The organism is Arsukibacterium sp. (assembly GCF_018402695.1).
GTDB lineage: Bacteria > Pseudomonadota > Gammaproteobacteria > Enterobacterales > Alteromonadaceae > Alishewanella.
This window is the reverse complement of the sequence record NZ_JAGYIM010000014.1, coordinates 41,167-65,735: the sequence shown is the minus strand read 5'-3', so window position 1 is coordinate 65,735 and position 24,569 is coordinate 41,167. Positions and strand designations below refer to the sequence as shown.

The following is a 24,569-nucleotide window of genomic DNA, read 5'->3' as shown; positions in this document are numbered from 1 at the left end:
ACTGCCGTTACGCTTGGTTGCAGCGGGGAATCCAACCCTGATAGTCGATACCTGGGCAACGGCTGTGTGGCAAAAGATTAGCCTGATCATCTGTTCGCCAGAAGCCACGCTCCAGGCCAACATTTATAAGCTCAACAACTGCACTCTCCATTGCTTGCTTTACGCAGTATTGCACCGGCTCGTTAGTAGAATAGCCACCCTCCATTTCAACCAGCCTGTTCAATGATACATAGCGGAACAAGCCTGCTCGAAGTTCCTGAGAAAATACTTTCTTTGTTGTTGAAACGGACAACAGCACCTGGCCACTGTACACATCAATAGCCCGCAGATATACGGTAACCTGGTCCTCCCGGTACAATTCCGATAAACCCAGACCAAAGTACTCTGCGCCAATACCGCCAGTTGTTAAATTAGTTTCATAGCCAATAATACCCCCTTCAAACACCAGGCGAGCTTCTTTTAACGGTGGCAAGTCTGTTAACTTTTTATTTGAACCATAAATTTTCCGTTCAGTAAGCAAGTTCTGCAACCCTTCTCGTTCCAACGGCGCAAACCAGCCACTATCGAGCAAGATCTGGGTTAACATCGACGTTGCGCCCTGAGTAACAGCGGTTGAAAAGCTGGAGACATTAGCCTGAGGCTTATACTGACCGGTCTGATCCCGAAAAGCGTAAACAGATACGGGGATCTGAGTGCGTGGTTTTGCCTGCTTTTGTAAATTCAACATCGTAGGGCTTATTGCGTCGACACTGGCCGGGGTAATATTCAGCTCGGGTTTTGATACCAGAGAACATCCTGCTAAAGCAGATACCATTGTTATAATAATTACAGCTTTCATTATTAACCTCCTATCACAGGAATAGTAATAATGGTGACTTCCCCTGTATCGAGGTTAGTAATGTTAACAATAACGCTGCCATCCGTGCCGGTTGTAATTTCTACCAGAAACTCTCCCGTGTTATAAACACCATCAACCAGTTCGCCATCTGCAATTCGTCTGGTCAGCGAATTAATAATGTTACGCTCCAGCGCTTCCTGAAACTTATCAATGAAAGACAGTGTTGGCCGCTCTTCTGTAAACCCATTTTGGCTTTGGGCTTTTTGCAGTAAAAAATTGCCATTTAACGGATTTCCGCCAAAACTGGGATTTATAGGGGTATAAACTAACTCGGTTGCACTGGCAGAGGCAGTTGCCAGCAGGAATAGCAGTACTACATATTTCTTCATTATTATTCCCTTTTAGAATATTTCTTGATCCTGTTCACCTAACAGCATACTGGCCTGGATATTAGCCAACTCATTAATACTTCGCAAAATGGCTTGCTCTGCCATGTCTTTAACGTTGTTGTAGCGCCGACCAAAATAGGTCTGATATACACGTTGTTGATTCATTTCTACCCATAAAAATGTACCGGCTTGGGGATATACTTGCTCGTATATGACAACAGACACGCCTTCAGTAGCTGGCATATCTCGCCAGTATCCTGAATAATAAAACATAAAGTCTTTGCCAAAACGTGAGATGGTGCGGTCAATAACTAAACCGCTTAATTCGATGTCATTTGCTGCTGCCTTTATTGGCAGCAGCAATACTACTAGCAGAAAAAATAGTTTCATATACCGTTGGCGGCCAAGGGCCGCCCTTCAAGTTAGTTTTGTGTAACAATTGCGGTATTGAAATCACCAAGCTGGGTAATATTCATAATATTACCATTACCATACTGCTCACCAAGCACCAGATTATCATTACCGATCTGACTAATGCTTACAGTACCATTTTCACCTGAAAGTGCAAAGTAACCGTCATTACCCGCTACCCAGTTGCCGTCGCCTTCCTGCAAAACATCTGCGATATTGCCGCTACCTTCCACCAGGATGTCAACCAGGTTTAAATCACCGCTCTGTTCAACATCTATCGTATTCATTGCCACAGCAACTTCACTGGTGATCAGCGTTTCATTGAGATTACCATCCTGCTCGACGTCAATTTCATTGTCATCGCCCAGCACATCAATTAACGCAAAGTTTTCATCACCAAGCTGACGTACCTCTGCACTGCTATCTGCACCAATTAATACGATGCCAGCATAATTATTGTTACCAAAGCTGTAGATGTCTCCCTGGTTACTATCACCACCTAAAATCATCTCTGCAGTGTTAACATCACCATTTTGGTAAACCGTCAGATTATGACCGTCACCATCGGTTGCAACCAATGCATTATTTAGGCTGCCATCCTGACGCATATCAATCAGGTTGTCGTTACCGACCAAGCCAATAGGCGCTTCTACCAAATTGCTGTCACCCGTTTGATCAATAAGCACCATATTGTCATTGCCACTTAAGGGTTCGACTAAAAATACGTTATCAAAGCCTTCTTGCCGGATATCGATAAAGTTATCGTTACCCGCTACGCTGCTAGCAATAAATACGTTTGCTAAACCATCTTGCTGCACATACACAGCATTGTCATCACCGGTTAAACCAATTACGCCACCAACGTTTTGATCACCAAACTGCTCAGCCTCAAATTCATTAAGGTTTCCAGCAGCATCAAGCATGCCAGCTTCGTTATCGTTACCTTCCTGAAAACTGTAAAACATATTTTCATTGCCGGTAAAACTGGCATTCGCCCAGTTTGCATTACCAGTCTGTTCTATTTCGGCCACGTTCATATCACCGGTCAGGGTAATAACTGCTTCGTTTAAATCGCCAGCCTGAAATACTACTGCATCATTAACGTTGCCGTTAATGACAGCGTCTGCCTGGTTATAAAAACCATCCTGGGTAGCGGTTACGATATTTTCGTCACCAACAATGTCGCTGTAAGCAATGTGCCAGTCGGCAAATTGTTCCAGGCGTACGGTGTTATCATTGCCGGAGTTGAAACTATAACCTTCAAGCCACAATCCATTTTGTAAAATGCTGCTATAGTTCAGTTCGCCAATCTGTTCAACAACCGCGAGGTTAGCTGTACCGCCAGTATTTGTCTGAGTAACTTCTGCCGTATTACCTTCCAGCGAGCCAGCACCAGAACTTTGGATAATAATTGCTTCATTTTCTGCCATAACGTTACCAGCAAAACATAAAGCGATAGCCATACTTAATAGATGCTTACGTGATTTAATAAGGTTCATGTGAATCTCCCTGAGTCTCTTATTAGTATTGAATTATTGAGATTTCAGCACCGTTACCAATTTGCTCAATGGAAAAACTGCGGTTTCCCCATTGCTCTAACTGGATCAGATTGCTCTCTCCCTGCTGTAAAATATCAGCAACATTGTTATTACCGTACTGACTGATTTGTGCCTGATTGCCACTGCCGTACTGCTGCAGAAATATCTGGTTAAGCACGCCTTGCTGCAGTAATACAGCGTAATTAGCGTCGCCACCTTGTGTTACATCAGCGACGTTTAGATCGCCTAACTGAGTGATATCGACACCGTTTGCCAGAGCGTGGCGCTCTATAAGTGAAGTCAATTGCACAGAAACATCTGCAAACGCAAATCCGCTGGTTAACAAACCTGCGGACATAATTACTGCCTTAACATTTACATTACGCACAAATATTCCTTCATTTGTTATTACAAGTTCCAGACTAAAGACATATCAAAAAGCTACAATAGGACAAAAGTTTTATTTTTATTTCAATTTGGCAACCTTTTACAAATTTTATTCGTCATTAAATACAGTAAAGTACGGCTAATCTATTAACATATTGCCGTCCTAAGCTACTAACCCTTTCCTACTATTTCTTGCAAGTTATGAGCAAATTGTTAATAACCATGCTAATGCTATTAGGTGCTGCAACAAGCATACTTTTTACAAATAATTAAAATGGGAACTCATATGTCCAAGCAAAAAATTCTGGCGTTAGCGATTGCCGCAGCGCTATCTTCTGGTTCGGCATTCGCTGCTAATAAAGCTGCTGAAGCTGATGATTCTATACTTGTTATGTTTAAACCCGGGGTATCTAAGCAAGAGCGTGTTGCTGTTGTTAAACGCAGTGGTGCCAGCTTACGCCAGCTCGATAGCCAGGGCCGTGACATTAAAATGCGCCACATTGCTGATGGCCGTATCGCAAAAATCAATGTACCTAAAGGGGTAAGTCGGGATTTTTTAATTAAACAACTTGCTGCAAATCCGGCAATAGAAGTTGCAGAACCTAACTATCTGGTTAAAGCGCTAAACGTGCCTCTTGCGGTGCCAAACGACCCTAGCTTTGGTGAAATGTGGGCACTTGATAATACCGGGCAAAACGGTGGCACTGCCGGCGCTGACATTAGCGCAGTTGAGGCCTGGGATATCACAACTGGCAGCCGGGATATTGTCATTGGCGTAATCGATTCCGGTATGGATTATAATCACCCTGACCTTATTCCAAATCGCTGGGAAAACGACGGCAGCTATCCCGGACACCCACATGGTTACTCAACTCTTAATGAAAATAACGACCCGATGGACAGCGACAGTCACGGTACCCATGTCGCCGGCACTATTGGTGCGAGTGGCGACAATGGTGTTGGTATAACCGGGGTAAACTGGAATGTGACGCTGTTACCTTGCCAGTTTTTGGGCCCTACCGGTGGCAGCACCGCTGGCGCTATCGAATGTATTGACTATTTTACTGATTTAAAGACAAATTATGGTGTTAATGTCAAAGCCACCAATAACTCCTGGGGTGGCGGTGGTTTCTCTGAAACGCTCAGAGCCGCTATTCAGTCAGGTGGCGACGCTGGCATTTTGTTTATTGCCGCGTCAGGTAACGATGGTGCCGACGCAGACGTCAGTCCAATGTATCCGGCAGCATATGATTTGGATGTGATAGTGTCAGTGGCTTCGACTGATCGGAATGACGATTTATCGGTATTTGCTGTTGGCGCCTCAAATTATGGTGCAACATCAGTAGACTTGGGAGCCCCGGGTTCAGCCATTCAGTCAACTATTCCGGGTAATGGCTATGCCTCTTATTCCGGTACCTCAATGGCTTCGCCTCACGTCGCGGGTGCAGCGGCGTTATTATGGTCTATTAATCCGGAAATTACGCCACTGGAAATGAAAGCTATTCTGATGGATAGCGGGGATGAGCTTGCCTCGCTCGATGGTAAAACTGTTTCAGGTAAACGCCTGAACCTGGTTAATGCATTGGCAGACGCTGATCCTACCCCAAGTTTCCGCTTGTCATTATCACCTGGCAGCCAGCAAATTGTTGCCGGTGAAACGGCAGAGTTTACCCTGGATGTGGGTAATCTGGCAGACTGGATGGGCACGGTGGATCTCAGTGTCAGCACCGATCCAAGCCTTGCAGGGGCAAGCTTATCTGCAGAAACTGCTGAACCGGGTGACACTGTCACCGTAACGGTACCCACAATGGCTGATACGTCATGGGGTGATTACTTAATCACGGTAACCGGTGTTGACGCAGCAGATCCTGAAGTGATTAAGAGCGTGTCAGCAACACTTGATGTGTTGCCGCAAGGTCTGGCGGATTTCAGCTTTGAAAATACGACTCCGGTAGACATCCCTGATAACGACGCCGACGGTATAACCAGTGTCATTAATGTACCTAATGAAGGTACTGTGTTCGGCGTTGAGGCCGGGGTGGATATTACCCATACTTGGCGCGGTGACTTAATTGTGACCCTTACCTCACCACAAGGAACCGAGCATACATTGCATAACCGTGCCGGTGGCAGTGAAGATGATCTGGTTGAGAGCTGGGTGGTAGATACCTTCAATGGTGAAGCCATGCAAGGTGACTGGACGCTAAATGTGTCCGACAATGCAGGTGCTGACCTGGGTACGCTGAACAGCTGGAGCTTAACGATTACCGCTCTTGGTGGCGATGTTGTTGATCCAGACCCGGAAGCACCTGTAGCGGGCTTTAGCTATGTTGCGTCAGGCCTCGATGTCGATTTTACAGACACCTCAACAGATGCGAACGATGATATCAGCAGTTGGAGCTGGGACTTCGGTGACGGTACTATGTCTGATCAACAGAACCCAAGCCATAGCTATGCTGCAGAGGGCACTTATACCGTCAGCCTGACAGTTACTGATGACACCGGCTTAACTGATATGACTAGTCAATCAGTAGCTGTAGTGGAAAGTGATATTAGTCTTACCCTGCACCGGGCTATCAGGGCTCGTACCGGTTCAACAATAGTTGATTTACGTTGGACTGGTGCAACCGGCAATGTCGACCTATATCGTGATGGTATGTATATCGAAACTATCGATAATGACGGCAGACACCGCGATCGGTTTAACTCAATGGCCCCATCAGCTACGTATAGCATGTGCCTGGAAGGCACAACCGTATGTTCAGCTGATTTGGTCGTAAACTTCTGATCTCTCATTAACCACTCTGAATAAGGCAGCTTCGGCTGCCTTATTGTTTTTGTTGATCCCCTCGCCAGAGCAGCTAGTATAGAGATCGGATTCAAATACGTGTTGCAGTCTTTGATTCATCCAATCCCGTCCGGTCATGTGGTATTAGCCGCAGAATAATTTCAGCAGTAAGGAGAAGGCGTGTTAGCGCAACTACATCAAGTCGAACAAAGCCTTAATCAGGTTATTCTTGGCAAACAACAGCAAATTCGACTTTCACTATGCTGTTTATTGGCTGAAGGCCATTTATTGCTAGAAGATTTACCGGGGCTGGGCAAAACTACCCTCGCCCACGCACTGGCTAACAGCCTCGGCTTAAGTTATCGCCGGGTGCAATTTACCAGTGATTTGTTGCCGGCCGATTTAACCGGGATGAGCATTTATGATGTCCGGTCACAACAATTTCATTTTCAGCCAGGTCCGGTATTCTCGCAAGTATTACTCGCTGATGAAATAAACCGGGCAAGCCCAAAAACTCAAAGTGCCTTATTAGAAGCAATGGAGGAGCGTCAGGTCAGTACTGACGGAGAAACCCGGCCTTTACCAAGTCCTTTTTTTGTTATCGCAACCCAGAATCCATTATTTCATGCTGGTACCTCTGCGTTACCTGAATCACAGCTGGATCGCTTTTTAATGCGTTTGTCATTGGGTTTTCCTGACCGTGCAGCAGAACATAAACTACTGGTCGATGACAGCAAAGGCTCACGGCTACAGTTTTTAACTCAACAGCTGGATAGTGATACGCTTAAAAATCTGCAAAAACAGGTGAGCGCTGTGAAGGTCAGTGATGCGGTTATTGATTATCTGCTAAGCCTGGTTGATGCCAGTCGCAATCGCAACGACATGCTACCCTTGTCACCCAGGGCGTCTAAAGCATTATTACGTGCCAGTAGAGCCCATGCGATGCTTGCAGGAAGAGATTTTACCAGCGCTGATGATGTGCAGCAGGTGTTTCCGTCAGTAGCTGAGCATCGGTTAGACCCACGTTCCAGCGCTGCCAGTCACAGTCTTAGTCAGATACTACTTGAGCAAACTGACTGTCCGCTATGAAAAGTCTCAAAAGCCGATTAACCCAATGGTTTAATCACTGGCTGGATAAACGGCAGCCCAAAGCCAGAGCGGTAACCTTAACTCAGAAAATTATTTATATTCTGCCAAGCCGGTTTGGTCTGTGGTACATTTTATTGCTGGTTCTGCTTTACCTACTGGGCACCAATTACCAAAACAATTTAATATTGTTAATGAGCTATATGCTTGTGTCGGTATTATTATTAGCGCTAACGTTAGCCTGGCGTAATTTGCATAACATAACAGTAAGTTGCGCCCCGGTTCTCAGCGCTTATGCAACAGAAACGTTAATGGTGCCGGTAACGTTGCATGCAACCACGCCACGTCAGCAGCTTCAATGTTATTTCAAACAGCACCAACAGACTTTTGTTGCTGATAACAGTCAGCAGGTTATGGTGCCGCTGGTCACTGAACATCGGGGCTATTTTCCATTACCCCGACTCTCGGTCATTAGCTATTATCCTTTTGGTTTGTTCAATTGCAAAAGTATGCTTAATCTAGATTATCATTATTGGGTTTTTCCCAAACCTTTGGCTACCGAGGCAATAAACAGCCTTGGTGAAAACAGCGGCAACAAAAATCAGCTAGCTGATGATTACGATACGATCCGCAGCTATCAGGCTGGCGATAGTCTTAAATTAATGTTGTGGAAACGACTGGCACGTGACCCGGCAACTCCGGTGGTAAAACATGCACCGACTAGTCCACAACCAGAGCCTGACTGGATCAACATACCCGCAGTCAGCGGTGCTGCACTTGAAGTCGCGCTATCGAAGGCCTGTTACCTGATGTTGCAACTAGAACAGCGCAGTAAGCCTTACGGCCTGCGAATTAACAACAAGAGCATCAGCCCATCGTGTGGCCAACAGCACCTGGAACGCTGCCTTCGCGAGATGGCACTATGTTAGTGCTATTGAGCCGACAAGCGTTACTCTCTTTCTATGCCATTCTGATAGCAGTGATAGTGCTGCTGCATCAGGCACTACCATTATGGTATAGCGCCATTCTAGTAGTGTTGTTGCTGTACCGCTGGCCATTGCAGCAAAGCAGTTCAAAAGTTAATAAATTAAAACGTATTAATATTATTGCAGCATCGATCCTGTTGCTACTACTTATCAGCATTAAGCAAAGTGGCGTGTTTCATTTTATGATCCAAATATTACTGCTATCAGCCACCTGCCGGCTGGTGCTTATTCATCAGCGCCATGACAGCCATCAGCTGTTATGGGTGCTCTACTTCCTTTTAGCATGCTGTTTTATTTTTTATCAAAGCATGCTGGTCAGCCTGCTTATCTTGGCTCTTCTAATGTTCACGCTGTACAGCCATTATCAATTGTATGCCAGTAAACAACATAAAATTCAGCTGCTGCAACTGGGCAAAGCTATCCTGCTCACATTGCCAATCTGGATTTCCATGTTTTTGTTGTTTCCACGCTTACAACCATTGTGGCGGATCCCGACTGCTGAAACAGCAGTCACCGGCCTGGCAGACAGCCTTGATCCGGGCAGCATTGAAAACCTGGTGCAAAGCGATAAGTTGGCATTTCGGGCGATATTCGAAGACTCGTTACCACCGCGCCAACAATTGTACTGGCGGGCAAAAGTGTATGAAGATTTTGATGGCCGTAGCTGGACTGTTAATCAACGCTTTGAGCGGAGGCAACCGGCTAGTCGGCAACCAGTTAACAACAATGTTGAGCGGACGCTTAGCTATCAGATTATTGCTGAGGTTAGTAATCAACGCAGCCTGTTTGCACTTGGTATGCCGGTCCAATATACCAGTGTCGTGAGACCGGCATCTGCTTATTTAGTTGAGGCCAGGCGTCCTGTCAGTCAGCGTCTTAGTTATCAGTTAACGAGTATATTGTCAGCGGTGCCAGAAGATATTGCGCTGGAACAACGGTTAAATAGCCGTACGGTCAGTGCGAATCCGAAAACGAAAGCACTTGCGCGGGAACTCACCAGCAAAGCCAGCTCCACCGCTGGCTTAATTGACCAAATAAGTGAAATGTTCCGGCAACAGCCTTATTTTTACAGTTTGAATCCGCCCGGTCTGGGGGAGAACAGTATAGATGCCTTCCTATTTGATAGCCGTACCGGCTTTTGCAGCCACTATGCCTCAGCGACTGCCGTATTACTTCGCGAAGCGGGTGTGCCCGCCAGAGTTGTAGGAGGCTATCAGGGCGGGGTATGGCATGAAGAACAACAATATCTCGAAGTGCGACAACGGGAGGCGCATGCCTGGGTAGAATACTACGATAATAACGGCTGGCAGCGATTTGACCCCACAGCCGTTATCGCACCTGAGCGGGTACTGGCTGGCCTCGATGCGGCGCTTTCTGCCGATGAGCAAGATCAGTTGCAAGCCAACTGGCGTCGCTTGTCTGCCTTTAATTATCTTAGTCAGCAGTTGCTGCATCTGGATTATTACTGGTCGGTATGGGTCCTTGGTTTCGATGACAATCAGCAGCACAACCTGTGGCAACAGCTAAAAGCTGCCGGTAAGTTGCTGGCATTGCTTGGTACGTTGCTGATAACTGTACTGATACTATGGTGGTATCTGCATTTACAACGACAACCAGCAGAATTTGCAGCCCCGGTACTGCTTGTCAGACGCTACTTTGGCAAGGTGCTGGCCAATAAGCCGGCAGGTCAGCATTTCAGCCAGTTTATTGCTGAACTGAAAGCGCATAATCTGGCAGACGCCAATTTGCTTGGCAAAATAGATATGTTATATCAGCGTGCAGTATATGCCGATGATCAGCAAGCGCTACTGCAGTTAGAACAACATTTAAAGCAAAATGCCAGCACATTGGCCAGGCTGAACTGGCCTGAAAAACAGACCAGTGCGTGATTGCTCAGTAAACTGTGAATTGTCTAACGATTAGTTAAAATACGCATGGCGGTCTGAATATGCTCCGCACAGTGCACGCCCAGATCAGTCAGATAGCCACCGTCACTCTGAGTAAGCAACCCTTTCTGATGTAGTCGGGCAATTGCCGCACGGGTTTCGCTATCAGCATCTTTATGTACTTTTAACCCTTCCATCTGTGAATCGAGATTATATAAATTAAGAATTTTTATCTCAGCATTTAGCTCAGCGGTTACCGGCATAGCATACGTCCTCTGTTATTAACAGATTTAAGATAGCCGTTATCGACAAATATTGGCAGCCTTTTCTACAGAAAATTGGCCAAAGACTGCACCATAATAATCTTAACTCCCGGTAAGTTGCTCAGTGAGTGCCTGAATACACAGCGCCACGTTTTCACGACGGGCACCATAGCCCATTAATCCTAAACGCCAGGCTTTGCCAGCCAGTTCGCCCAAGCCGGCACCAATCTCCAGATTATATTCATTCAGTAGGGTACGACGAAGCAAAGCATCATCTACCCCTGCTGGAATATAAACACTATTTAACTGCGGCAACCGGTAAGGCTCTGCCACGACAAATTCCAGCCCAAGTTTAGTTAAACCGTCAGCCAGTAACTGATGCATAGCACGGTGCCGCTGCCAGGCTTGCTCCAATCCCTCATTGGCCAGTAAGAGTAAGGCTTCATGCAGGGCATATAAACTGTTTACCGGTGCCGTATGGTGATAACTGCGCTTACCCTGACCGCTCCAATAAGCCATCACCAGGCTTTGATCTAAAAACCAGCTTTGCACCGGGCTTTTGCGCTGCTGAATTTTGGCAACCGCCTTTTCAGAAAATGACACCGGTGACAAACCTGGCACGCACGACAGGCATTTCTGGCTGCCGGAATAAATGGCATCAATACCCCACTCGTCCACCCGCAGTTCCACTCCACCTAAAGACGTGACGGCATCGACGATAGAGATACACTCATACTGTTTGGCTAACGCGCACAGGGTTTTGGCATCACTTAACGCGCCGGTCGACGTTTCGGCGTGAATAAAAGCCAGAAAGCGGGCGTCAGGATGCTGTTTTAGCGTATCCTCAACCTGTTGCGGGCTTACTGGTTCACCCCAGGCATTATCAACACATACTGCAACACCACCGCAGCGCTCAACATTCTGGCGCATCCGCTCACCGAACACGCCGTTACGGCAAACAATTACTTTCTCGCCCGGTTCAACTAAATTGACAAAGCAGGTTTCCATGCCGGCACTACCCGGTGCAGAAACAGCAATGGTCATTTCATTTTCCGTTTGAAAGGCGTATTGCAATAATTGTTTCAGTTCATCCATCATGCCGATAAACAGCGGGTCTAAATGGCCAACCGTTGGCCGGGCCTGCGCAGCCAACACTTGCGGATATACATCAGACGGCCCCGGGCCCATCAGAATACGGCGTGGTGGGTTAAAGCTTTCTATTTTAGGTGGCGGTAACATAGCAACTCCGGCTAATTATTTTTGCTTACCTTAGCAAAACTAACAGCTGATGCCAGTGTTGTTCGGCTATTGCCGCTATTCAAAAGATTAATAATGGCATATGGCGGCCAACGGCGAAGAAAAAACAAGGCCCCGTTAACGGGGCCTGTTGCTATATACCAGAGATCAATAATTAAAATTCGCGGCGGTTACGCAGGGCTTCAATCCGTTTTTCCAGCGGCGGATGCGTTAACAACAGCTCTGATTTCGGTTTTTTACCGGCAATACCAAAGGCCATTAAGCTACCCTCTAAGCGGCTTTCATGGTTATGCTTCAGCCGTTCCAGTGCTGCAACCATTTTATCGGGGCCTTCTAAACGTGCGGCACCGGCATCTGCCCGGTATTCACGCTGGCGTGAGAACCACATAACAATAATACTGGCCAGAAAGCCAAATACAATTTCCAGGACAATGACGATACCAAAATAGGCAAAGGTGCCCAGCTGCTGGTTATTGTTGCGGATAGCACCGGCAATCAGCCGGGCGAAGAAGATAACAAAGGTATTAACCACCCCCTGGATCAGTGTCAGGGTTACCATGTCGCCATTGGCAATGTGCGATACCTCATGCGCCAGGACAGCTTCCACTTCATCTTGTTTCATATTGCGCAACAAACCGGTACTTACCGCCACCAGCGCATCATTGCGATTCATGCCGGTAGCAAAGGCATTCATCTCAGGCGAGTCATATACAGCCACTTCCGGCATACCAATACCGGCTTTTTTGGCCTGGCGCTCTACTGTACGCAATAGCCATTGCTCGGTGGCATTGCGCGGCTGAGTTATGACCACGGCACCGGTGGAGCGTTTCGCCATCCATTTTGACAACGCTAAAGAGATAAAAGAGCCACCAAAACCAAAAATGGCCGCAAAGACCAGCAGCCCGCTGATGCTACTGTGATCAATCCCCAAAAAACTGAAAACGATATTAAGTACAATACTCAGTACTACGATAACCGCCAGGTTCGTTGCCAGAAACAGCAAAACTCTTTTCATATAACTCTACCTCAGTGACTTAACTGCTATCAATATATGGGCAGCAAGCTGAATTTCAAATTAAGTGCCGCGGTAATTTATAAGGTAAAGTGTAAGAAAACATGTGTGACTGAACACTTTTCGCTACAATGACCAACTGTTACAACCGCTTAAGACCAGAGGTATTGATGCAATTACTTTTACTTAGCAGCTCCCGCGCCAACAACAGCGATTATCTGGCGCCCTATATGGCCTGGCTTAAAACGCAGTTACACGGGATCGATGAGTTGCTTTTTATATCCTATGCCGGCGTCACCATTACTGACGATAACTACCTTCAGCAAGTGGCCAGCGCACTGGCTCCGTTATCAATAAAAGTGACCAGCCTGCACCAGTACACTGATCCCAAAACAGCAATTAGCGACGCCCAGGCAATAGCAGTGGGTGGTGGTAATACTTTTCAGCTACTTCATAAGCTATATCAACAAGATATCGTGCATTTAATCAGGCAACGCGTAACCAATGGCATACCTTATATTGGCTGGAGTGCCGGCTCAAATATCGCCGGCGCCACTATCCGTACCACCAATGATATGCCGATCGTTGAGCCGGAATCGTTTGATGCATTAAACCTGTTGCCAGTGCAGTTAAACCCACACTACAGTGACTATAAACCAGCAGGTTTTCATGGTGAAACCCGGGATATGCGCCTGGCCGAATTTATGGTGTTAAACCCCACCACACCGATAATTGCGCTACCAGAAGGTACTGCCCTAAAATGCAGTGGCGATAAGCTGACACTGCTGGGCAGTGACGGCGGCTATCTATTTAAAGGCGGTGATAAAACGGCGATAGCGGAGAATAGTGATTTATCGCATTTTTTTATTTGAAAATAACGAATTTAAAAAAAGCAGGTGATAAAAACGAAGGTTGGAATACATGCTCAGTCGCCACAGAGTGTCTGAGCGGTAGCGAGTTGCTGTGGCGAGCTTAGCGTGTGTTGCAACCTGAAGTCTTAAGGAGATCCTTAGCTAAATTCAACGCAACTTGCTCCACGTCATCCGGTGCATAAGGCACCACACCCAGACAAGGCGCCGGGATCCGTTGTTTTAGATCAGCTATGTTCTGCTCTGACAACGCCATCTCCGGGTCGACACAATTAGCCATCCAGCCCACCAGCTCACAGCCACTGCGGGCAATCTCTCGCACGGTTAACATGGCGTGGTTTAAACAGCCCAGTTTCATGCCAACAACCAGCAGTACCGGTAACTGCTGTTTCCCTACCCAGTCAGCCAGATAGCGCTGATCACTGATGGGTAATAACCAACCACCCGCACCTTCAATTAATAGTTGCTGCAGTGGCAATTGTTGCCAGCTGTTAAGCGCATCATCAAGCGTTGCTTCGCTGATCGGTTGCTGTTCAATTTCCGCCGCCAGATGCGGCGCTACCGGCGCCTGATAGCATATCGGGTTTGCCTGCCGATAAGGTAACGCGATACCAGAATGGCGCCTTAACAGTAACGCGTCACCGTTCTGATTATGCTCGTCAGCCCCCGCAGCTATAGGCTTCACCCCTGCGGCAGCCACACCGAGCTTGGCTAAACCCTGTAACAACAGACAGCTGACAAAGGTTTTGCCGGCATCGGTGTCTGTGGCAGTAACAAACAACGATTTAACGGCCATACTTTTCTCCACGAATAAACAATACCTGATAAGTGGCTGGCAAGCCCTCACTGCGGCGGTGCTTCTCATAAGCTGCTGCTAGTTTTTGCCAGTAGCCTTTTCCGGTTAAGCCTGTCTGGCTGCGTCCGGCTAACTGATTTGCTCCTAACGCTTTTAACTCACGGGCTAAACTCTGCACATTAGGGTAATACAAAGGGTAACTACGACGTTCAAACTGCCAGTTAATACCCGGCAACTGGTTAGCTGCAGCAATAAGCGCTGTTTCAGGCAAAAATGGGTGGATATGCGAATGCTGATCCAAGGTTGCAAAGGCGCCTTGCAGCTCATATAAGGTGCCCTGCACCAGCGTACTGATAACCAGTTGGCCGCTGGGTGCCAGCACCCGGGCGGCTTCGGCTAATACAGCTGCAGGCCTCGGACACCACTGCAACATTAAGCTGGAGAACACCTTGTCAAATTGCTCTGCGGCCAGCGGTAGTGCTGCCGCGTCAGCCTGAATATAAGCCCTTGCCTGCTGCTGGCTACTGGCTTTGGCCAGCATACCTTCGCTTAAGTCAACTGCCGTAAAACCAGTACAGTACTCGCTGAATTCAGGGTGGATCCAACCGGGGCCACAGCCTAAATCGAGCAACTGGCCTTGTTGAATCACAGGCAGCATGGCCAGTGCATCCCGTGCTACCTGCTGTTGCAACCTTGCAGCAGCTAAGTAACTGTCACAGGCTTTACCAAAACTGGCTGCGACCTGTTTCACAAAGTGGGTTTCATGCGGCGCCTGATGTGCAGCCACTGACGGGGTAATTAACTCAGAGCTCATCATACTGTCTGCCTTAACTGCTGTACCAGTAACCTGATGTCCTGCGCAGTATGCTGAGCGCTAAGGGTTATTCTTAAGCGGGCACTGCCAGAGGGCACGGTTGGTGGCCGGATAGCGCTCAGCCAGATCCCGGCCTGCTTTAGCTTTTTGCTGGCGGTAAGTGCCCGCTGATTGCTGCCCAGCACCACGCCCTGAATCGCTGTGTCGGATACTAATAGCGGCAGCTCAGCCGCTAACTGGCGAAACAAGCTGATATTTTGCTGCAGTATCTCGCGTCGCCAGCTCTGGCTACGGCACAATTCAATACTTTTAATAACCGCTGCGCAAAGGGCCGGTGATAAGCCCGTGCTGTAAATATAATGGCGGCCAAATTGTTCCAGATAATCTATTACCGTTTTACTGCCGGCAACAAAAGCCCCCCCTACTCCCAGGGCTTTGCCAAAATTGGCCATCAGGCAAAACAGGTCGCTAATCGCAATACCTTGCGCTGCCGCACTGCCACTGCCTTCAGGCCCAAGCACTCCCAGGCCATGCGCATCATCCAGTAATAACGGTGCCTTGTGTTGCTGACACAGCGCCAGCAGCGCCGGCAAATCAGGGCCGTCGCCATCCATGCTGAATACGCCCTCAGTCACCACCATCGGCTGCAGAGCATCTGCCGATTGGTGCTCAAGCAGGCTGCTAAGCGAGCTTAAATCATTATGAGCAAAGCGTTTTAAGTCAGCCTTGCTACAAAGTGCGGCATCAATCAAAGACGCATGGCTGAGTTTATCCAGTAACAGCAGGTCCTGCTTATCGGCCAGGGTTAACAGCATTGCCTGATTCGCCGCAAATCCGGATGAAAACAACAGTGCCCGCTCTACTCCAAGCCAGTCGCACAGCATGTCGGACAATTGTTGATGTACTTTGTGTTGGCCGGTTACCAGTGGCGAGCCACTACTTCCTGCGCCATAGTGCGCCGCCCCTTCAGCAAAGGCCTGCAGTACCTCAGGCGCTGTCGCCAGCCCTAAGTAATCATTACCGGAAAAGTTAAGGTACTGCTGGCCGTTAATGGTGATTAAACGGCCATTGTAGTTATCTAAGGTGACGGGTTGGCGTAATAAGTTCTTCTCAGCACGCTCAGCGAGAGCGTGCTGCAACCGCGCCAGCTTAATTTGCGACATGGCTACTGCACTGCATTTCTACTGCACTGTTTTTACTGCGCTGCATGCTACTGGGCCGCATTCTAATAAGCAGCACGCTACTGAACGGCATGGTACAGCGGCGGATTGGCCTGTTCATTAAGGGCATCCGCTAACGCCAGCTCGTGCGCCTCATCTGACACATCAGTGCGTTGCTCCGGCTTAATACCCAGCTTGGCAAACAGTTGCATATCGGCATTGGCTTCGGGGTTATCGGTGGTCAGTAATTTATCGCCGTAAAAAATCGAGTTAGCACCGGCAAAGAAACATAACGCCTGCATTTGCTCGTTCATTCGTGAGCGACCAGCTGATAGCCTGACATGGCTTTGAGGCAGCATGATCCGGGCGACGGCAATAGTACTGATAAACTCAAAACCGTCTAAATCATCAACATTTTCCAGCGGTGTGCCCTGTACTTTTACCAGCATATTAATTGGCACACTTTGCGGATGCTCGGGCAAGTTTGCCAGCTGCATTAAAAGCGCCGATCGATCATTCGCGCTCTCTCCCATACCCACTATGCCACCGCAGCATACTTTCATGCCAGCGTCACGCACGTGGCTTAAGGTATCTAAGCGGTCCTGATAAGTACGGGTAGTGATAATTTCACCATAAAACTCTGGCGATGTGTCCAGGTTGTGGTTGTAGTAATCTAACCCGGCCTGGGCCAGCGTCTTCGCCTGGCTATTATCCAGCATCCCCAGTGTCATACAGGTTTCCAAACCCAGTTCTTTTACACCTTTTACCATTTCAATAATATAAGGCATATCACGCTGCTTTGGGTTACTCCAGGCGGCGCCCATACAAAAGCGACTGGCGCCCTGTGCCTTCGCGGCCGCGGCCTGGGTCAGGACCTTTTCAACTTCCAACAAGCGCTCACGTTCCAGCCCGGTGTTGTAATGGCCGCTTTGCGGGCAATACTTACAGTCTTCGGCACAGGCGCCGGTTTTAATTGATAACAAGGTACTTATTTGAACCTCGTTAGGCGCAAAAAACTGGCGATGAATGGTTTGCGCCTGGAACAATAAGTCATTAAATGGCATTGCGTATAAGGCGTTAACTTCGGCTAGGGTCCAGTTATGACGAACCTGAGTGGTGGCAGCAGCTTGCATAAGGTGTATCCATTGTTGTTATGCGGTTTTTGGGCTAGTCTAACCAGCGGTTGCAACTTGTCAACGCCGACCACAACAAAAACTTTACTACTGATTATTTTTTGAGCATTGATTATGGCCGTTAACTTAGAGTTCGATCGTGAGCATATCTGGCACCCCTACACTTCTATGCTAGACCCGCTGCCGGTTTATCCGGTCAGCCGGGCCGAAGGCTGTGAATTAATTCTGGAAAATGGCCAGCGGCTGATTGACGGCACCTCCTCCTGGTGGGCTGCCGCCCATGGCTATAACCATCCGGCATTAAATGCGGCGGTAACAGAGCAATTACAGCAAATGGCGCATGTGATGTTCGGCGGGATCACCCATCAGCCTGCGGTCAGCTTATGTCAGCAACTGGTTGAAATAACACCGGCAGATTTAACCAAAGTGTTTCTGGCTGACAGCGGCTCGGTCGCGGTTGAAGTGGCGATTAAAATGGCATTGCAGTACTGGCTGGCGAGCGACACGCCAGCCAAAACCAAATTGATCAGCCTGCGTAAAGGTTATCATGGTGATACCTTTGCAGCGATGGCAGTGTGCGATCCGGTTGATGGTATGCACGACATGTTTAGCGGCATTTTAAACCAGCATTATTTTCTGCCACCGCCGCATAGTCCCTTTGATGCAGCGTTTGATCCGGCAGATATGCAGCCTTTAGCTGAACTGCTGGCACAGGAGCATCACCAGATTGCTGCGCTAATTCTGGAACCCATCGTACAGGGCTATGGTGGTATGCGTTTTTATCATCCGGAATATCTGCGTCAGGCCAGGGCCCTGTGTGATCAGTACAACGTATTGCTGATTGCCGATGAAATTGCCACCGGCTTTGGCCGTACCGGTAAACTGTTTGCCTGCGAACATGCCGGTATTACCCCGGATATCATGTGTTTGGGTAAAGCATTAAGTGGTGGCTATATTACGCTCGCCGCAACGTTATGTACCGATGAAGTGGCCAGGGGCATCAGCCTGAGTGCGGCCGGTGGTTTAATGCATGGCCCGACCTTTATGGCGAACCCACTGGCCTGTGCGGTGGCCAATGCCAGTGTTAAGCTGATTCGTGACAATAACTGGCCGGCACAGGTGGCAGCGATTGAGCAGCAGCTGCAGCAGGAGCTGGCACCGTGTAAAAATCTACTTGCAGTAAAAGATGTCCGGGTGTTAGGCGCCATTGGCGTGCTGGAAATGCAGCAGAAAGTAGATGTTGCCAGGTTACAGCAACAGTTTGTTGAACTGGGCGTCTGGATCCGGCCATTTAATAACCTTATTTATATTATGCCGCCCTTTATTATCAGCCCTGCCCAGTTAAGCAAGCTTAGCGCCGCCATGGTGAATGTGGCTACACGCTGCGGCAGTTAATAAGATGCAGGGTTGGGCTTATATGACGGACTAGCGCAAAATATAAAACAACATACCGCTGGCGCTAAGCAATAACAAAATAATATTGAAATGCAAATGGTCGCTGCGGCGCTTTAAGCGCATCCGGTTAAGCAACAGGCTGGCAACGCTGACGACTACACTGCCCCACAGCAAATATACTAACCAAAAGGTTAAGCGGGGCCGCCAGTAGTCGCGAATATCCAGCCCGAGATAACGCACTAAACCTGAGTCCATTTCCGGCCGGGCATAATGGCTGACAATCAGTGCCGCAAAAAACAGCAACCAGGCAATGACGGCAAGATACTTAAATGCCCGGCAGAGTAAATCAGGCCCTTCCCGCCGTTCAAATTCAGGCCCTCCCTTATCTGACCCCACTTTGTTATATGCTGTCATTTTTGGCTTCCTTCCAACTTTTACTTGTTTTCAGCTTCTGGCAAAGTATGATTACAGCTTTCATAAATATAGCCTAGTTATAACACCATCTGGAGTTTGTTGCATGACGCACGCCGTAGTTAAAGATGTGTTGGCCGGTAAGTACGATACCGGTTCACAGATCACCGTTAAAGGCTGGATCCGCACCCGTCGCGATTCCAAAGCCGGTATTTCTTTTTTAGCTGTGCACGATGGCAGCTGTTTTGATGCGGTGCAGGCCGTTGTGCCATCAGATCTGGCTAATTATGAAAATGAAGTTAAGCGCTTAACCACTGCTTGTTCAGTTATGATTACCGGCACCGTGGCGCGCTCTGAAGGCCAGGGGCAGGCATATGAGATTCAGGCAGAAAATGTCACCGTAGTTGGCTGGGTGGAAAACCCGGATACCTACCCGATGGCCCCTAAACGCCATAGCATGGAATACCTGCGGGAACACGCCCACCTCCGCCCGCGCACCAACGTGGTTGGCGCTGTGACCCGGGTACGGCATTGTTTAGCGCAAGCCGTACACCGGTTTTTCCATGAACAGGGTTATTACTGGATCAGTACTCCAATTATTACCGGCTCTGATACCGAAGGTGCCGGTGAAATGTTCCGGGTCAGCACTCTTGATTTAGAAAACCTGCCGCGAACAGATAATGGCAAGGTTGATTTCAGCCAGGATTTCTTCGGCAAGGAAACCTATCTGACCGTTTCCGGCCAGCTTAACGGCGAAACCTACGCCTGCGCCATGTCAAAAATTTACACCTTCGGCCCGACCTTCCGGGCCGAAAACTCTAATACCAGCCGTCATTTAGCAGAATTCTGGATGATAGAGCCGGAAGTAGCCTTTGCGGAATTAAAAGACATCGCTCAGCTGGCAGAAGATATGCTGAAGTATGTGTGCAAAGCGGTGCTGACCGAGCGTGCCGACGATATGGCGTTCTTCGCCGAGCGGATTGACCCGACTGCCATCAGCCGTTTACAAAAGCTGGTTGACTCCTCCTTCGTGCGGATGGATTACACCGACGCCATTGAAATTCTGCAAAACTGTGGCAAAACGTTCCAGTACCCGGTTGAATGGGGTGTGGATCTGCAATCTGAGCACGAGCGTTACCTGGCAGAAGAACATGTGGGCGCGCCTATTATTATGCAGAACTACCCGAAAGACATTAAAGCCTTTTATATGCGCTTAAATGATGACGGTAAAACCGTTGCGGCAATGGATGTACTGGCCCCCGGCATTGGCGAGATTATTGGCGGCAGTCAGCGGGAAGAGCGGCTGGAGCAATTTGATAAGCGGCTGGATGAAATGGGCCTGAACAAAGAAGACTACAGCTGGTATCGCGACTTACGCCGTTATGGCACTGTGCCGCACGCCGGTTTTGGTCTGGGCTTTGAGCGGTTAGTGTCGTATGTTACCGGGGTAGGCAATGTGCGCGATGTAATTGCTTTCCCGCGTACGCCGGGTAATGCCGAGTTCTAAAACGGTGTATCTGAAAACAACAAACCCGCCAATGGCGGGTTTGTTGTTTCTGAAAACTGTGTACGCGGGTATAGCTTAAAAATAGGAGAAAAACGCCTCCGGATCCGGATCGCTGCGCACCGGCGCATTAGCTGCTGCAGTACCTAAATATAAAAAGCCGACAATTTCATCATCCTCGCCGACATCCAAAGACTGCTTTACAAAATCCTGCTGGGCATAACTGCCAGTGCGCCAGATCCCACCGAAGCCCTGGGCAAACGCGGCCTGTTGCATCGCCATTACCGCACAGGCAGCAGATTGCACTTGTTCATGAGCTGGTACTTTTGCATGTTCCGTTACCTTAGCAATACAGACAATCACCATAGGGGCCCGAAGCGGCAACTGTCTGGCACGTTCGTGCATTTCCGGGGAAATACCGGGCGCATCTTCAATAGCGGCCTCGGCAAAAACATCTCCCAGCCGGTTTAGAGCCTCTTTGCCAGTGACGATAACAAAGCGCCACGGTCGCAACCCACCGTGATCAGGCACTTTTAAAGCCGCCTTTTTAATCAGCGCCAGCGCTTCGCCTTCTGGCGCTGGCTCGGTTAAACGCGGCGTAGAGTATCGTGTCGTTAATAATGTCAACGCATCCATAACTTAACCTCTGTAGACATTTCAGTAAACGTATAAGTAAACATTCTGGCCAGCAGGCTAGCAGGCTAGCAGGCTAGCAAAGATTAAACCCTGTGCCCACGACAAAATCATGCCAGCCACACTGTTTGCTCAGCCGCTGGCCATATCGCTTAAAATAGCGCCGTCAATTGGCTTGCCTGGCTTGCTGATACAGCGCCAGGTACTGGTTAGCGGCCTCGGCCCAGCCAAAGCTCTGCGCCATGGCATTTTGCTGAATTTTTTTATACATTTTCTGATCCTGATATAACGCCAAAGCCTGGCGTAACGCTTGCTGCAAAGCATCAACCGTTGGTTCAGTAAAGCCAATGCCGGTTGCTTTTTTTTCAGGCCAGGGTACAACAGTATCTTTTAAGCCACCGGTTAACCGCACCAGCGGCAAGGTGCCATAGCGTAAACTGTACAGTTGATTCAGGCCACAGGGTTCAAATAAACTCGGCATCAGAAAAAAGTCACCGGCCGCCTCCACCTGATGAGCCAATTGTTCATTAAAACCTTCGATAAAGCGAAATTTATCAGCAAAGGTTACTGTTAGCTGATGTAACTGCTGGCAATAATGCGCCTCGCCACTGCCAACAATCACCACTTGCAGCGGATAATTCGCCAACAGATGTTTAAGCGCTGGGATCAGTATATCGTAGCCCTTCTGACCGGTAACCCGGCTTACCGCTACCAGCAAAGGCTGGTCAGTTACGGCTAACTGATAGTCCCGTTGCAATTGTTGTTTACACAGCGCCTTGCCGGCTAAATCAGCCGCCTGATAATTTGCCGGCAGTGCCGGATCCATGGCCGGATCCCATTGCTGGTAATCACAGCCATTTAAGATACCGCTGAAATCGTCCTGCCGCTGCTGATACCAGGCCGAGAGACCATTGGCTGCCGGCTCAGTTAATAACTCATCCCGGTAGCCCTGACTGACGGTATTGATCTTCGTTGCATATTGCAGTGCTATCTGCAGAAAATTAATGCTATTGCCATGCAGTGGCAGGTCAAGCTGTGACGCCCATTGCGGCTCAGATTGTTGCTGGTAGGCACCGTTGTGAATGGTAAAAACAAAGGGCGTTTTGGCAAGTGCAGGATAATGCCGGTAGCTATTCGCTAAATAATACGCCGCCGGTGCGGTTTGCCAGTCATGGCCATGCAAAATGTCGAATGCAGGCTGGTCTTTACACCACTGCAGTACCGCTTTGCAGAAAAACGCAAATCGCAGCGGGTTGTCCTGATAACCATGCTCGCCATCGTCATATGGCCGGCTTCTGGCAAAAAAGTCATGATGCTCCAGCAGGTAAACCGACACACCGGCGATGTCAGTATGACGTACCGCACAGCCAAGGGTATGGCCGCCCAGCTCGACAAATACTGAGTCTGCAGCCGTTGTCTCAACCTGATACAAGGCGCCGTATCTGGGCAGGATCACACTAACCTGATGGCCACCGGCCAGTAAGCTACTGGCCAGGCCGCGACAGGCATCGGCCAGACCACCTGTTTTTATTAAGCCTTCATATTCACTACAAATAAACAGAATACGCAACACAAGTTCCTTAACAATTTAATCAGGCGTCATCAAAACCGATTTTTGCCCCTTTCGGGATCACTACCACACCACCTGGCGAAATATGGAAGCGGGCTTTATCCTGCACCGGATCTTCGCCAATAATGGTGCCGGGGGCTATTTTTACGTCTTTATCGATAATAGCGCGGCGAATACGGCAACCACGGCCAATATCATTGTTGCCCATCAGCACACACTTCTCGATGTAACTGTGGCTATGCACATGCACGTTGTAGCCCAAAATTGACTGATACACGATAGCACCACTGACAATACAACCCGACGCCACCATCGAACTTATCGCCTGACCGGTGCGGTTGGTTTCATCATGGACAAATTTGGCCGGTGGCATTGGCGGCGTATAGCTGCGCAGGGGCCAGTAGCGGTTATAGACATCAAATGGCGGGTTAATCGAAATTAAGTCCATATTAGCTTCATAATAGGAATCTATGGTACCAACATCGCGCCAGTAGCCGGCGCTGCTTTCAGACTCGCCGCGAATCCGATTGCTGGAGAAGTCATACACATACACTTCACCCTGCGGATACAAGCCCGGAATAATATTATGGCCAAAGTCATGTTTCGAGTCGGCAACTTTAGCATCCTCTTCCAGCACCTCAACCAAGCAGCGTGCTTCAAAAATATAGTTACCCATCGACGCCAGCACAAAATCAGGCCGGCCGGGGATAGTTTTCGGGTTTTCTTTCGGCTTTTCTTCAAAGCCAATCATTTTACCGTGCTCATCAACCTCTATTACCCCAAACTCATGGGCCTGACTTACCGGCACCGGTATCGCCGCCACGGTAAGCTTGGCTTTGTTGTGGCGATGAAAGTCGAGCATTTGCCGCACGTCCATTTTATAAATATGGTCGCCACCAAATACACAAACATGCTCCGGGTCCAGCCCTTCTATTAAATGCAAGTTCTGATAAATGGCATCAGCAGTACCCAAGTACCAGTGCTTGCCGGTCTGCATCTGCGCCGGTATCGGGTCAATAAAACGGTTGGTTAAACCACTTACCCGCCAGGCGCGGCCTAAGTGCTTCATTAACGAGTGCGATTTAAACTGAGTGATCACAAAAATCTGCAGCAAGTCAGAATTTACAAAGTTGTTTAAAACAAAATCGACAATCCGGTAGTTGCCGCCAAATGGCACCGCCGGTTTAGCGCGAATGCCGGTAAGTGGCGCCAAACGGGTTCCCTCGCCCCCGGCCAACACCATAGTTAACACTCCTGACATAAAGACTCCCTGTAATGACTTTGTAATTATATGGAAATGTACTGCAAAGCTAATACCACGATAGCAGCATTAACAAATAAAGCACCAGAAAAGTGACTTGCCAATAGCAAAATCAGACTTAAGTCGGTGATCTTTCGCTATACCGTGGCCATCAATAGATTTTAACGTTGGGAAACGAAAAT

Annotated in this window: 23 protein-coding genes; 7 read left to right on the top strand and 16 right to left on the bottom strand. The window is 48.5% G+C overall.

Going from position 1 to position 24,569, the window contains the following annotated elements:
- Positions 1–7: 7 nt before the first annotated feature.
- Genes KG631_RS07315 through KG631_RS07295 form a run of 5 tightly spaced genes read right to left on the bottom strand, consistent with a single transcriptional unit; the run spans position 8 to position 3,564 of the window.
- A complete protein-coding gene (locus KG631_RS07315) occupies positions 8–838 on the bottom strand; it encodes a CsgG/HfaB family protein (RefSeq protein ID WP_213997547.1) in 831 nt (276 codons plus the stop codon).
- Between the two features lie 2 nt (positions 839–840).
- Positions 841–1,227, bottom strand: a complete 387-nt coding sequence (locus KG631_RS07310; protein WP_213997540.1) for a curli assembly protein CsgF — start codon at positions 1,225–1,227, stop codon at positions 841–843.
- A gap of 12 nt (positions 1,228–1,239) precedes the next feature.
- Positions 1,240–1,617 carry a curli production assembly/transport protein CsgE gene (locus KG631_RS07305; RefSeq protein ID WP_213997534.1) on the bottom strand — a complete coding sequence of 126 codons (378 nt, stop codon included), beginning with the start codon at positions 1,615–1,617 and terminating at the stop codon, positions 1,240–1,242.
- A 32-nt stretch (positions 1,618–1,649) separates the two neighbouring features.
- Positions 1,650–3,137, bottom strand: coding sequence for a hypothetical protein (locus tag KG631_RS07300; RefSeq protein ID WP_213997527.1), 1,488 nt, complete (start codon positions 3,135–3,137; stop codon positions 1,650–1,652).
- Positions 3,138–3,159: 22 nt separating this feature from the next.
- Positions 3,160–3,564 carry a curlin subunit CsgB gene (locus tag KG631_RS07295; RefSeq protein ID WP_213997520.1) on the bottom strand — a complete coding sequence of 135 codons (405 nt, stop codon included), beginning with the start codon at positions 3,562–3,564 and terminating at the stop codon, positions 3,160–3,162.
- A gap of 285 nt (positions 3,565–3,849) precedes the next feature.
- On the opposite strand from KG631_RS07295, the gene KG631_RS07290 reads away from it, so the two are divergent.
- From KG631_RS07290 to KG631_RS07275, 4 genes are all read left to right on the top strand, one after another.
- Positions 3,850–6,351 (top strand): S8 family serine peptidase, encoded by a 2,502-nt coding sequence (locus KG631_RS07290; RefSeq protein WP_213997513.1) that lies wholly within the window; start codon positions 3,850–3,852, stop codon positions 6,349–6,351.
- A gap of 180 nt (positions 6,352–6,531) precedes the next feature.
- A complete protein-coding gene (locus KG631_RS07285; RefSeq protein ID WP_213997507.1) occupies positions 6,532–7,440 on the top strand; it encodes an AAA family ATPase in 909 nt (302 codons plus the stop codon).
- Positions 7,437–8,366, top strand: coding sequence for a DUF58 domain-containing protein (locus KG631_RS07280; RefSeq protein ID WP_213997501.1), 930 nt, complete (start codon positions 7,437–7,439; stop codon positions 8,364–8,366). The genes KG631_RS07285 and KG631_RS07280 overlap by 4 nt, the downstream gene beginning before the upstream one ends.
- Complete coding sequence (locus KG631_RS07275; RefSeq protein WP_213997495.1) at positions 8,360–10,312, top strand: DUF3488 and transglutaminase-like domain-containing protein; 1,953 nt, start codon at positions 8,360–8,362, stop codon at positions 10,310–10,312. The genes KG631_RS07280 and KG631_RS07275 overlap by 7 nt, the downstream gene beginning before the upstream one ends.
- Positions 10,313–10,335: 23 nt before the next feature.
- On the opposite strand, the gene KG631_RS07270 is transcribed toward KG631_RS07275, so the two are convergent.
- The 3 genes from KG631_RS07270 to htpX all read right to left on the bottom strand — a co-directional run bounded on the left by KG631_RS07270 (position 10,336) and on the right by htpX (position 12,844).
- On the bottom strand, positions 10,336–10,572 hold the full coding sequence (locus KG631_RS07270; RefSeq protein WP_213997487.1) for a TIGR02647 family protein: 237 nt from the start codon (positions 10,570–10,572) through the stop codon (positions 10,336–10,338).
- A gap of 102 nt (positions 10,573–10,674) precedes the next feature.
- Positions 10,675–11,811, bottom strand: coding sequence for an alanine--glyoxylate aminotransferase family protein (locus KG631_RS07265; protein ID WP_213997480.1), 1,137 nt, complete (start codon positions 11,809–11,811; stop codon positions 10,675–10,677).
- Between the two features lie 172 nt (positions 11,812–11,983).
- On the bottom strand, positions 11,984–12,844 hold the full coding sequence (gene htpX, locus KG631_RS07260) for a protease HtpX (RefSeq protein WP_213997472.1): 861 nt from the start codon (positions 12,842–12,844) through the stop codon (positions 11,984–11,986).
- A 167-nt stretch (positions 12,845–13,011) separates the two neighbouring features.
- On the opposite strand from htpX, the gene pepE reads away from it, so the two are divergent.
- Positions 13,012–13,713 (top strand): dipeptidase PepE, encoded by a 702-nt coding sequence (gene pepE, locus KG631_RS07255; protein WP_213997464.1) that lies wholly within the window; start codon positions 13,012–13,014, stop codon positions 13,711–13,713.
- A 100-nt stretch (positions 13,714–13,813) separates the two neighbouring features.
- Here the strand turns inward: pepE and bioD are convergent, their stop codons facing one another.
- The 4 genes from bioD to bioB all read right to left on the bottom strand — a co-directional run bounded on the left by bioD (position 13,814) and on the right by bioB (position 17,613).
- On the bottom strand, positions 13,814–14,506 hold the full coding sequence (gene bioD / locus KG631_RS07250; RefSeq protein ID WP_213997449.1) for a dethiobiotin synthase: 693 nt from the start codon (positions 14,504–14,506) through the stop codon (positions 13,814–13,816).
- A complete protein-coding gene (bioC, locus tag KG631_RS07245; protein WP_301003673.1) occupies positions 14,496–15,323 on the bottom strand; it encodes a malonyl-ACP O-methyltransferase BioC in 828 nt (275 codons plus the stop codon). Before bioC ends, bioD begins: the two co-directional genes overlap by 11 nt.
- Positions 15,320–16,483, bottom strand: a complete 1,164-nt coding sequence (bioF, locus tag KG631_RS07240; RefSeq protein ID WP_213997435.1) for an 8-amino-7-oxononanoate synthase — start codon at positions 16,481–16,483, stop codon at positions 15,320–15,322. The genes bioC and bioF overlap by 4 nt, the downstream gene beginning before the upstream one ends.
- A 77-nt stretch (positions 16,484–16,560) precedes the next feature.
- On the bottom strand, positions 16,561–17,613 hold the full coding sequence (bioB, locus tag KG631_RS07235; protein ID WP_213997428.1) for a biotin synthase BioB: 1,053 nt from the start codon (positions 17,611–17,613) through the stop codon (positions 16,561–16,563).
- Positions 17,614–17,727: 114 nt separating this feature from the next.
- Here bioB and bioA point away from each other — a divergent pair, with 114 nt between their 5' ends.
- Positions 17,728–19,008, top strand: coding sequence for an adenosylmethionine--8-amino-7-oxononanoate transaminase (bioA, locus tag KG631_RS07230; RefSeq protein WP_213997422.1), 1,281 nt, complete (start codon positions 17,728–17,730; stop codon positions 19,006–19,008).
- Between the two features lie 30 nt (positions 19,009–19,038).
- Here bioA and KG631_RS07225 read toward each other — a convergent pair whose 3' ends face one another.
- Positions 19,039–19,422, bottom strand: coding sequence for a hypothetical protein (locus KG631_RS07225; RefSeq protein ID WP_213997416.1), 384 nt, complete (start codon positions 19,420–19,422; stop codon positions 19,039–19,041).
- A 103-nt stretch (positions 19,423–19,525) separates the two neighbouring features.
- Here KG631_RS07225 and asnS point away from each other — a divergent pair, with 103 nt between their 5' ends.
- On the top strand, positions 19,526–20,926 hold the full coding sequence (gene asnS / locus KG631_RS07220; RefSeq protein ID WP_213997409.1) for an asparagine--tRNA ligase: 1,401 nt from the start codon (positions 19,526–19,528) through the stop codon (positions 20,924–20,926).
- A 75-nt stretch (positions 20,927–21,001) separates the two neighbouring features.
- Here asnS and KG631_RS07215 read toward each other — a convergent pair whose 3' ends face one another.
- The 3 genes from KG631_RS07215 to glgC all read right to left on the bottom strand — a co-directional run bounded on the left by KG631_RS07215 (position 21,002) and on the right by glgC (position 24,387).
- On the bottom strand, positions 21,002–21,559 hold the full coding sequence (locus KG631_RS07215) for an NAD(P)H nitroreductase (RefSeq protein WP_213997403.1): 558 nt from the start codon (positions 21,557–21,559) through the stop codon (positions 21,002–21,004).
- Between the two features lie 163 nt (positions 21,560–21,722).
- On the bottom strand, positions 21,723–23,129 hold the full coding sequence (locus KG631_RS07210) for a glycogen synthase (protein WP_365868402.1): 1,407 nt from the start codon (positions 23,127–23,129) through the stop codon (positions 21,723–21,725).
- A 19-nt stretch (positions 23,130–23,148) separates the two neighbouring features.
- A complete protein-coding gene (gene glgC / locus KG631_RS07205; protein ID WP_213997393.1) occupies positions 23,149–24,387 on the bottom strand; it encodes a glucose-1-phosphate adenylyltransferase in 1,239 nt (412 codons plus the stop codon).
- Positions 24,388–24,569 lie beyond the last annotated feature (182 nt).

What these genes read in the sequence shown, in the direction of transcription:
- KG631_RS07315 (WP_213997547.1), bottom strand. Translation starts at nt 838, where the DNA reads ATGAAAGCTGTAATTATTATAACAATGGTATCTGCTTTAGCAGGATGT.
- KG631_RS07310 (WP_213997540.1), bottom strand. Translation starts at nt 1,227, where the DNA reads ATGAAGAAATATGTAGTACTGCTATTCCTGCTGGCAACTGCCTCTGCC.
- KG631_RS07305 (WP_213997534.1), bottom strand. Translation starts at nt 1,617, where the DNA reads ATGAAACTATTTTTTCTGCTAGTAGTATTGCTGCTGCCAATAAAGGCA.
- KG631_RS07300 (WP_213997527.1), bottom strand. Translation starts at nt 3,137, where the DNA reads ATGAACCTTATTAAATCACGTAAGCATCTATTAAGTATGGCTATCGCT.
- KG631_RS07290 (WP_213997513.1), top strand. Translation starts at nt 3,850, where the DNA reads ATGTCCAAGCAAAAAATTCTGGCGTTAGCGATTGCCGCAGCGCTATCT.
- KG631_RS07280 (WP_213997501.1), top strand. Translation starts at nt 7,437, where the DNA reads ATGAAAAGTCTCAAAAGCCGATTAACCCAATGGTTTAATCACTGGCTG.
- KG631_RS07275 (WP_213997495.1), top strand. Translation starts at nt 8,360, where the DNA reads ATGTTAGTGCTATTGAGCCGACAAGCGTTACTCTCTTTCTATGCCATT.
- KG631_RS07270 (WP_213997487.1), bottom strand. Translation starts at nt 10,572, where the DNA reads ATGCCGGTAACCGCTGAGCTAAATGCTGAGATAAAAATTCTTAATTTA.
- KG631_RS07265 (WP_213997480.1), bottom strand. Translation starts at nt 11,811, where the DNA reads ATGTTACCGCCACCTAAAATAGAAAGCTTTAACCCACCACGCCGTATT.
- htpX (WP_213997472.1), bottom strand. Translation starts at nt 12,844, where the DNA reads ATGAAAAGAGTTTTGCTGTTTCTGGCAACGAACCTGGCGGTTATCGTA.
- pepE (WP_213997464.1), top strand. Translation starts at nt 13,012, where the DNA reads ATGCAATTACTTTTACTTAGCAGCTCCCGCGCCAACAACAGCGATTAT.
- bioD (WP_213997449.1), bottom strand. Translation starts at nt 14,506, where the DNA reads ATGGCCGTTAAATCGTTGTTTGTTACTGCCACAGACACCGATGCCGGC.
- bioC (WP_301003673.1), bottom strand. Translation starts at nt 15,323, where the DNA reads ATGATGAGCTCTGAGTTAATTACCCCGTCAGTGGCTGCACATCAGGCG.
- bioF (WP_213997435.1), bottom strand. Translation starts at nt 16,483, where the DNA reads ATGTCGCAAATTAAGCTGGCGCGGTTGCAGCACGCTCTCGCTGAGCGT.
- bioB (WP_213997428.1), bottom strand. Translation starts at nt 17,613, where the DNA reads ATGCAAGCTGCTGCCACCACTCAGGTTCGTCATAACTGGACCCTAGCC.
- bioA (WP_213997422.1), top strand. Translation starts at nt 17,728, where the DNA reads ATGGCCGTTAACTTAGAGTTCGATCGTGAGCATATCTGGCACCCCTAC.
- KG631_RS07225 (WP_213997416.1), bottom strand. Translation starts at nt 19,422, where the DNA reads ATGACAGCATATAACAAAGTGGGGTCAGATAAGGGAGGGCCTGAATTT.
- asnS (WP_213997409.1), top strand. Translation starts at nt 19,526, where the DNA reads ATGACGCACGCCGTAGTTAAAGATGTGTTGGCCGGTAAGTACGATACC.
- KG631_RS07215 (WP_213997403.1), bottom strand. Translation starts at nt 21,559, where the DNA reads ATGGATGCGTTGACATTATTAACGACACGATACTCTACGCCGCGTTTA.
- glgC (WP_213997393.1), bottom strand. Translation starts at nt 24,387, where the DNA reads ATGTCAGGAGTGTTAACTATGGTGTTGGCCGGGGGCGAGGGAACCCGT.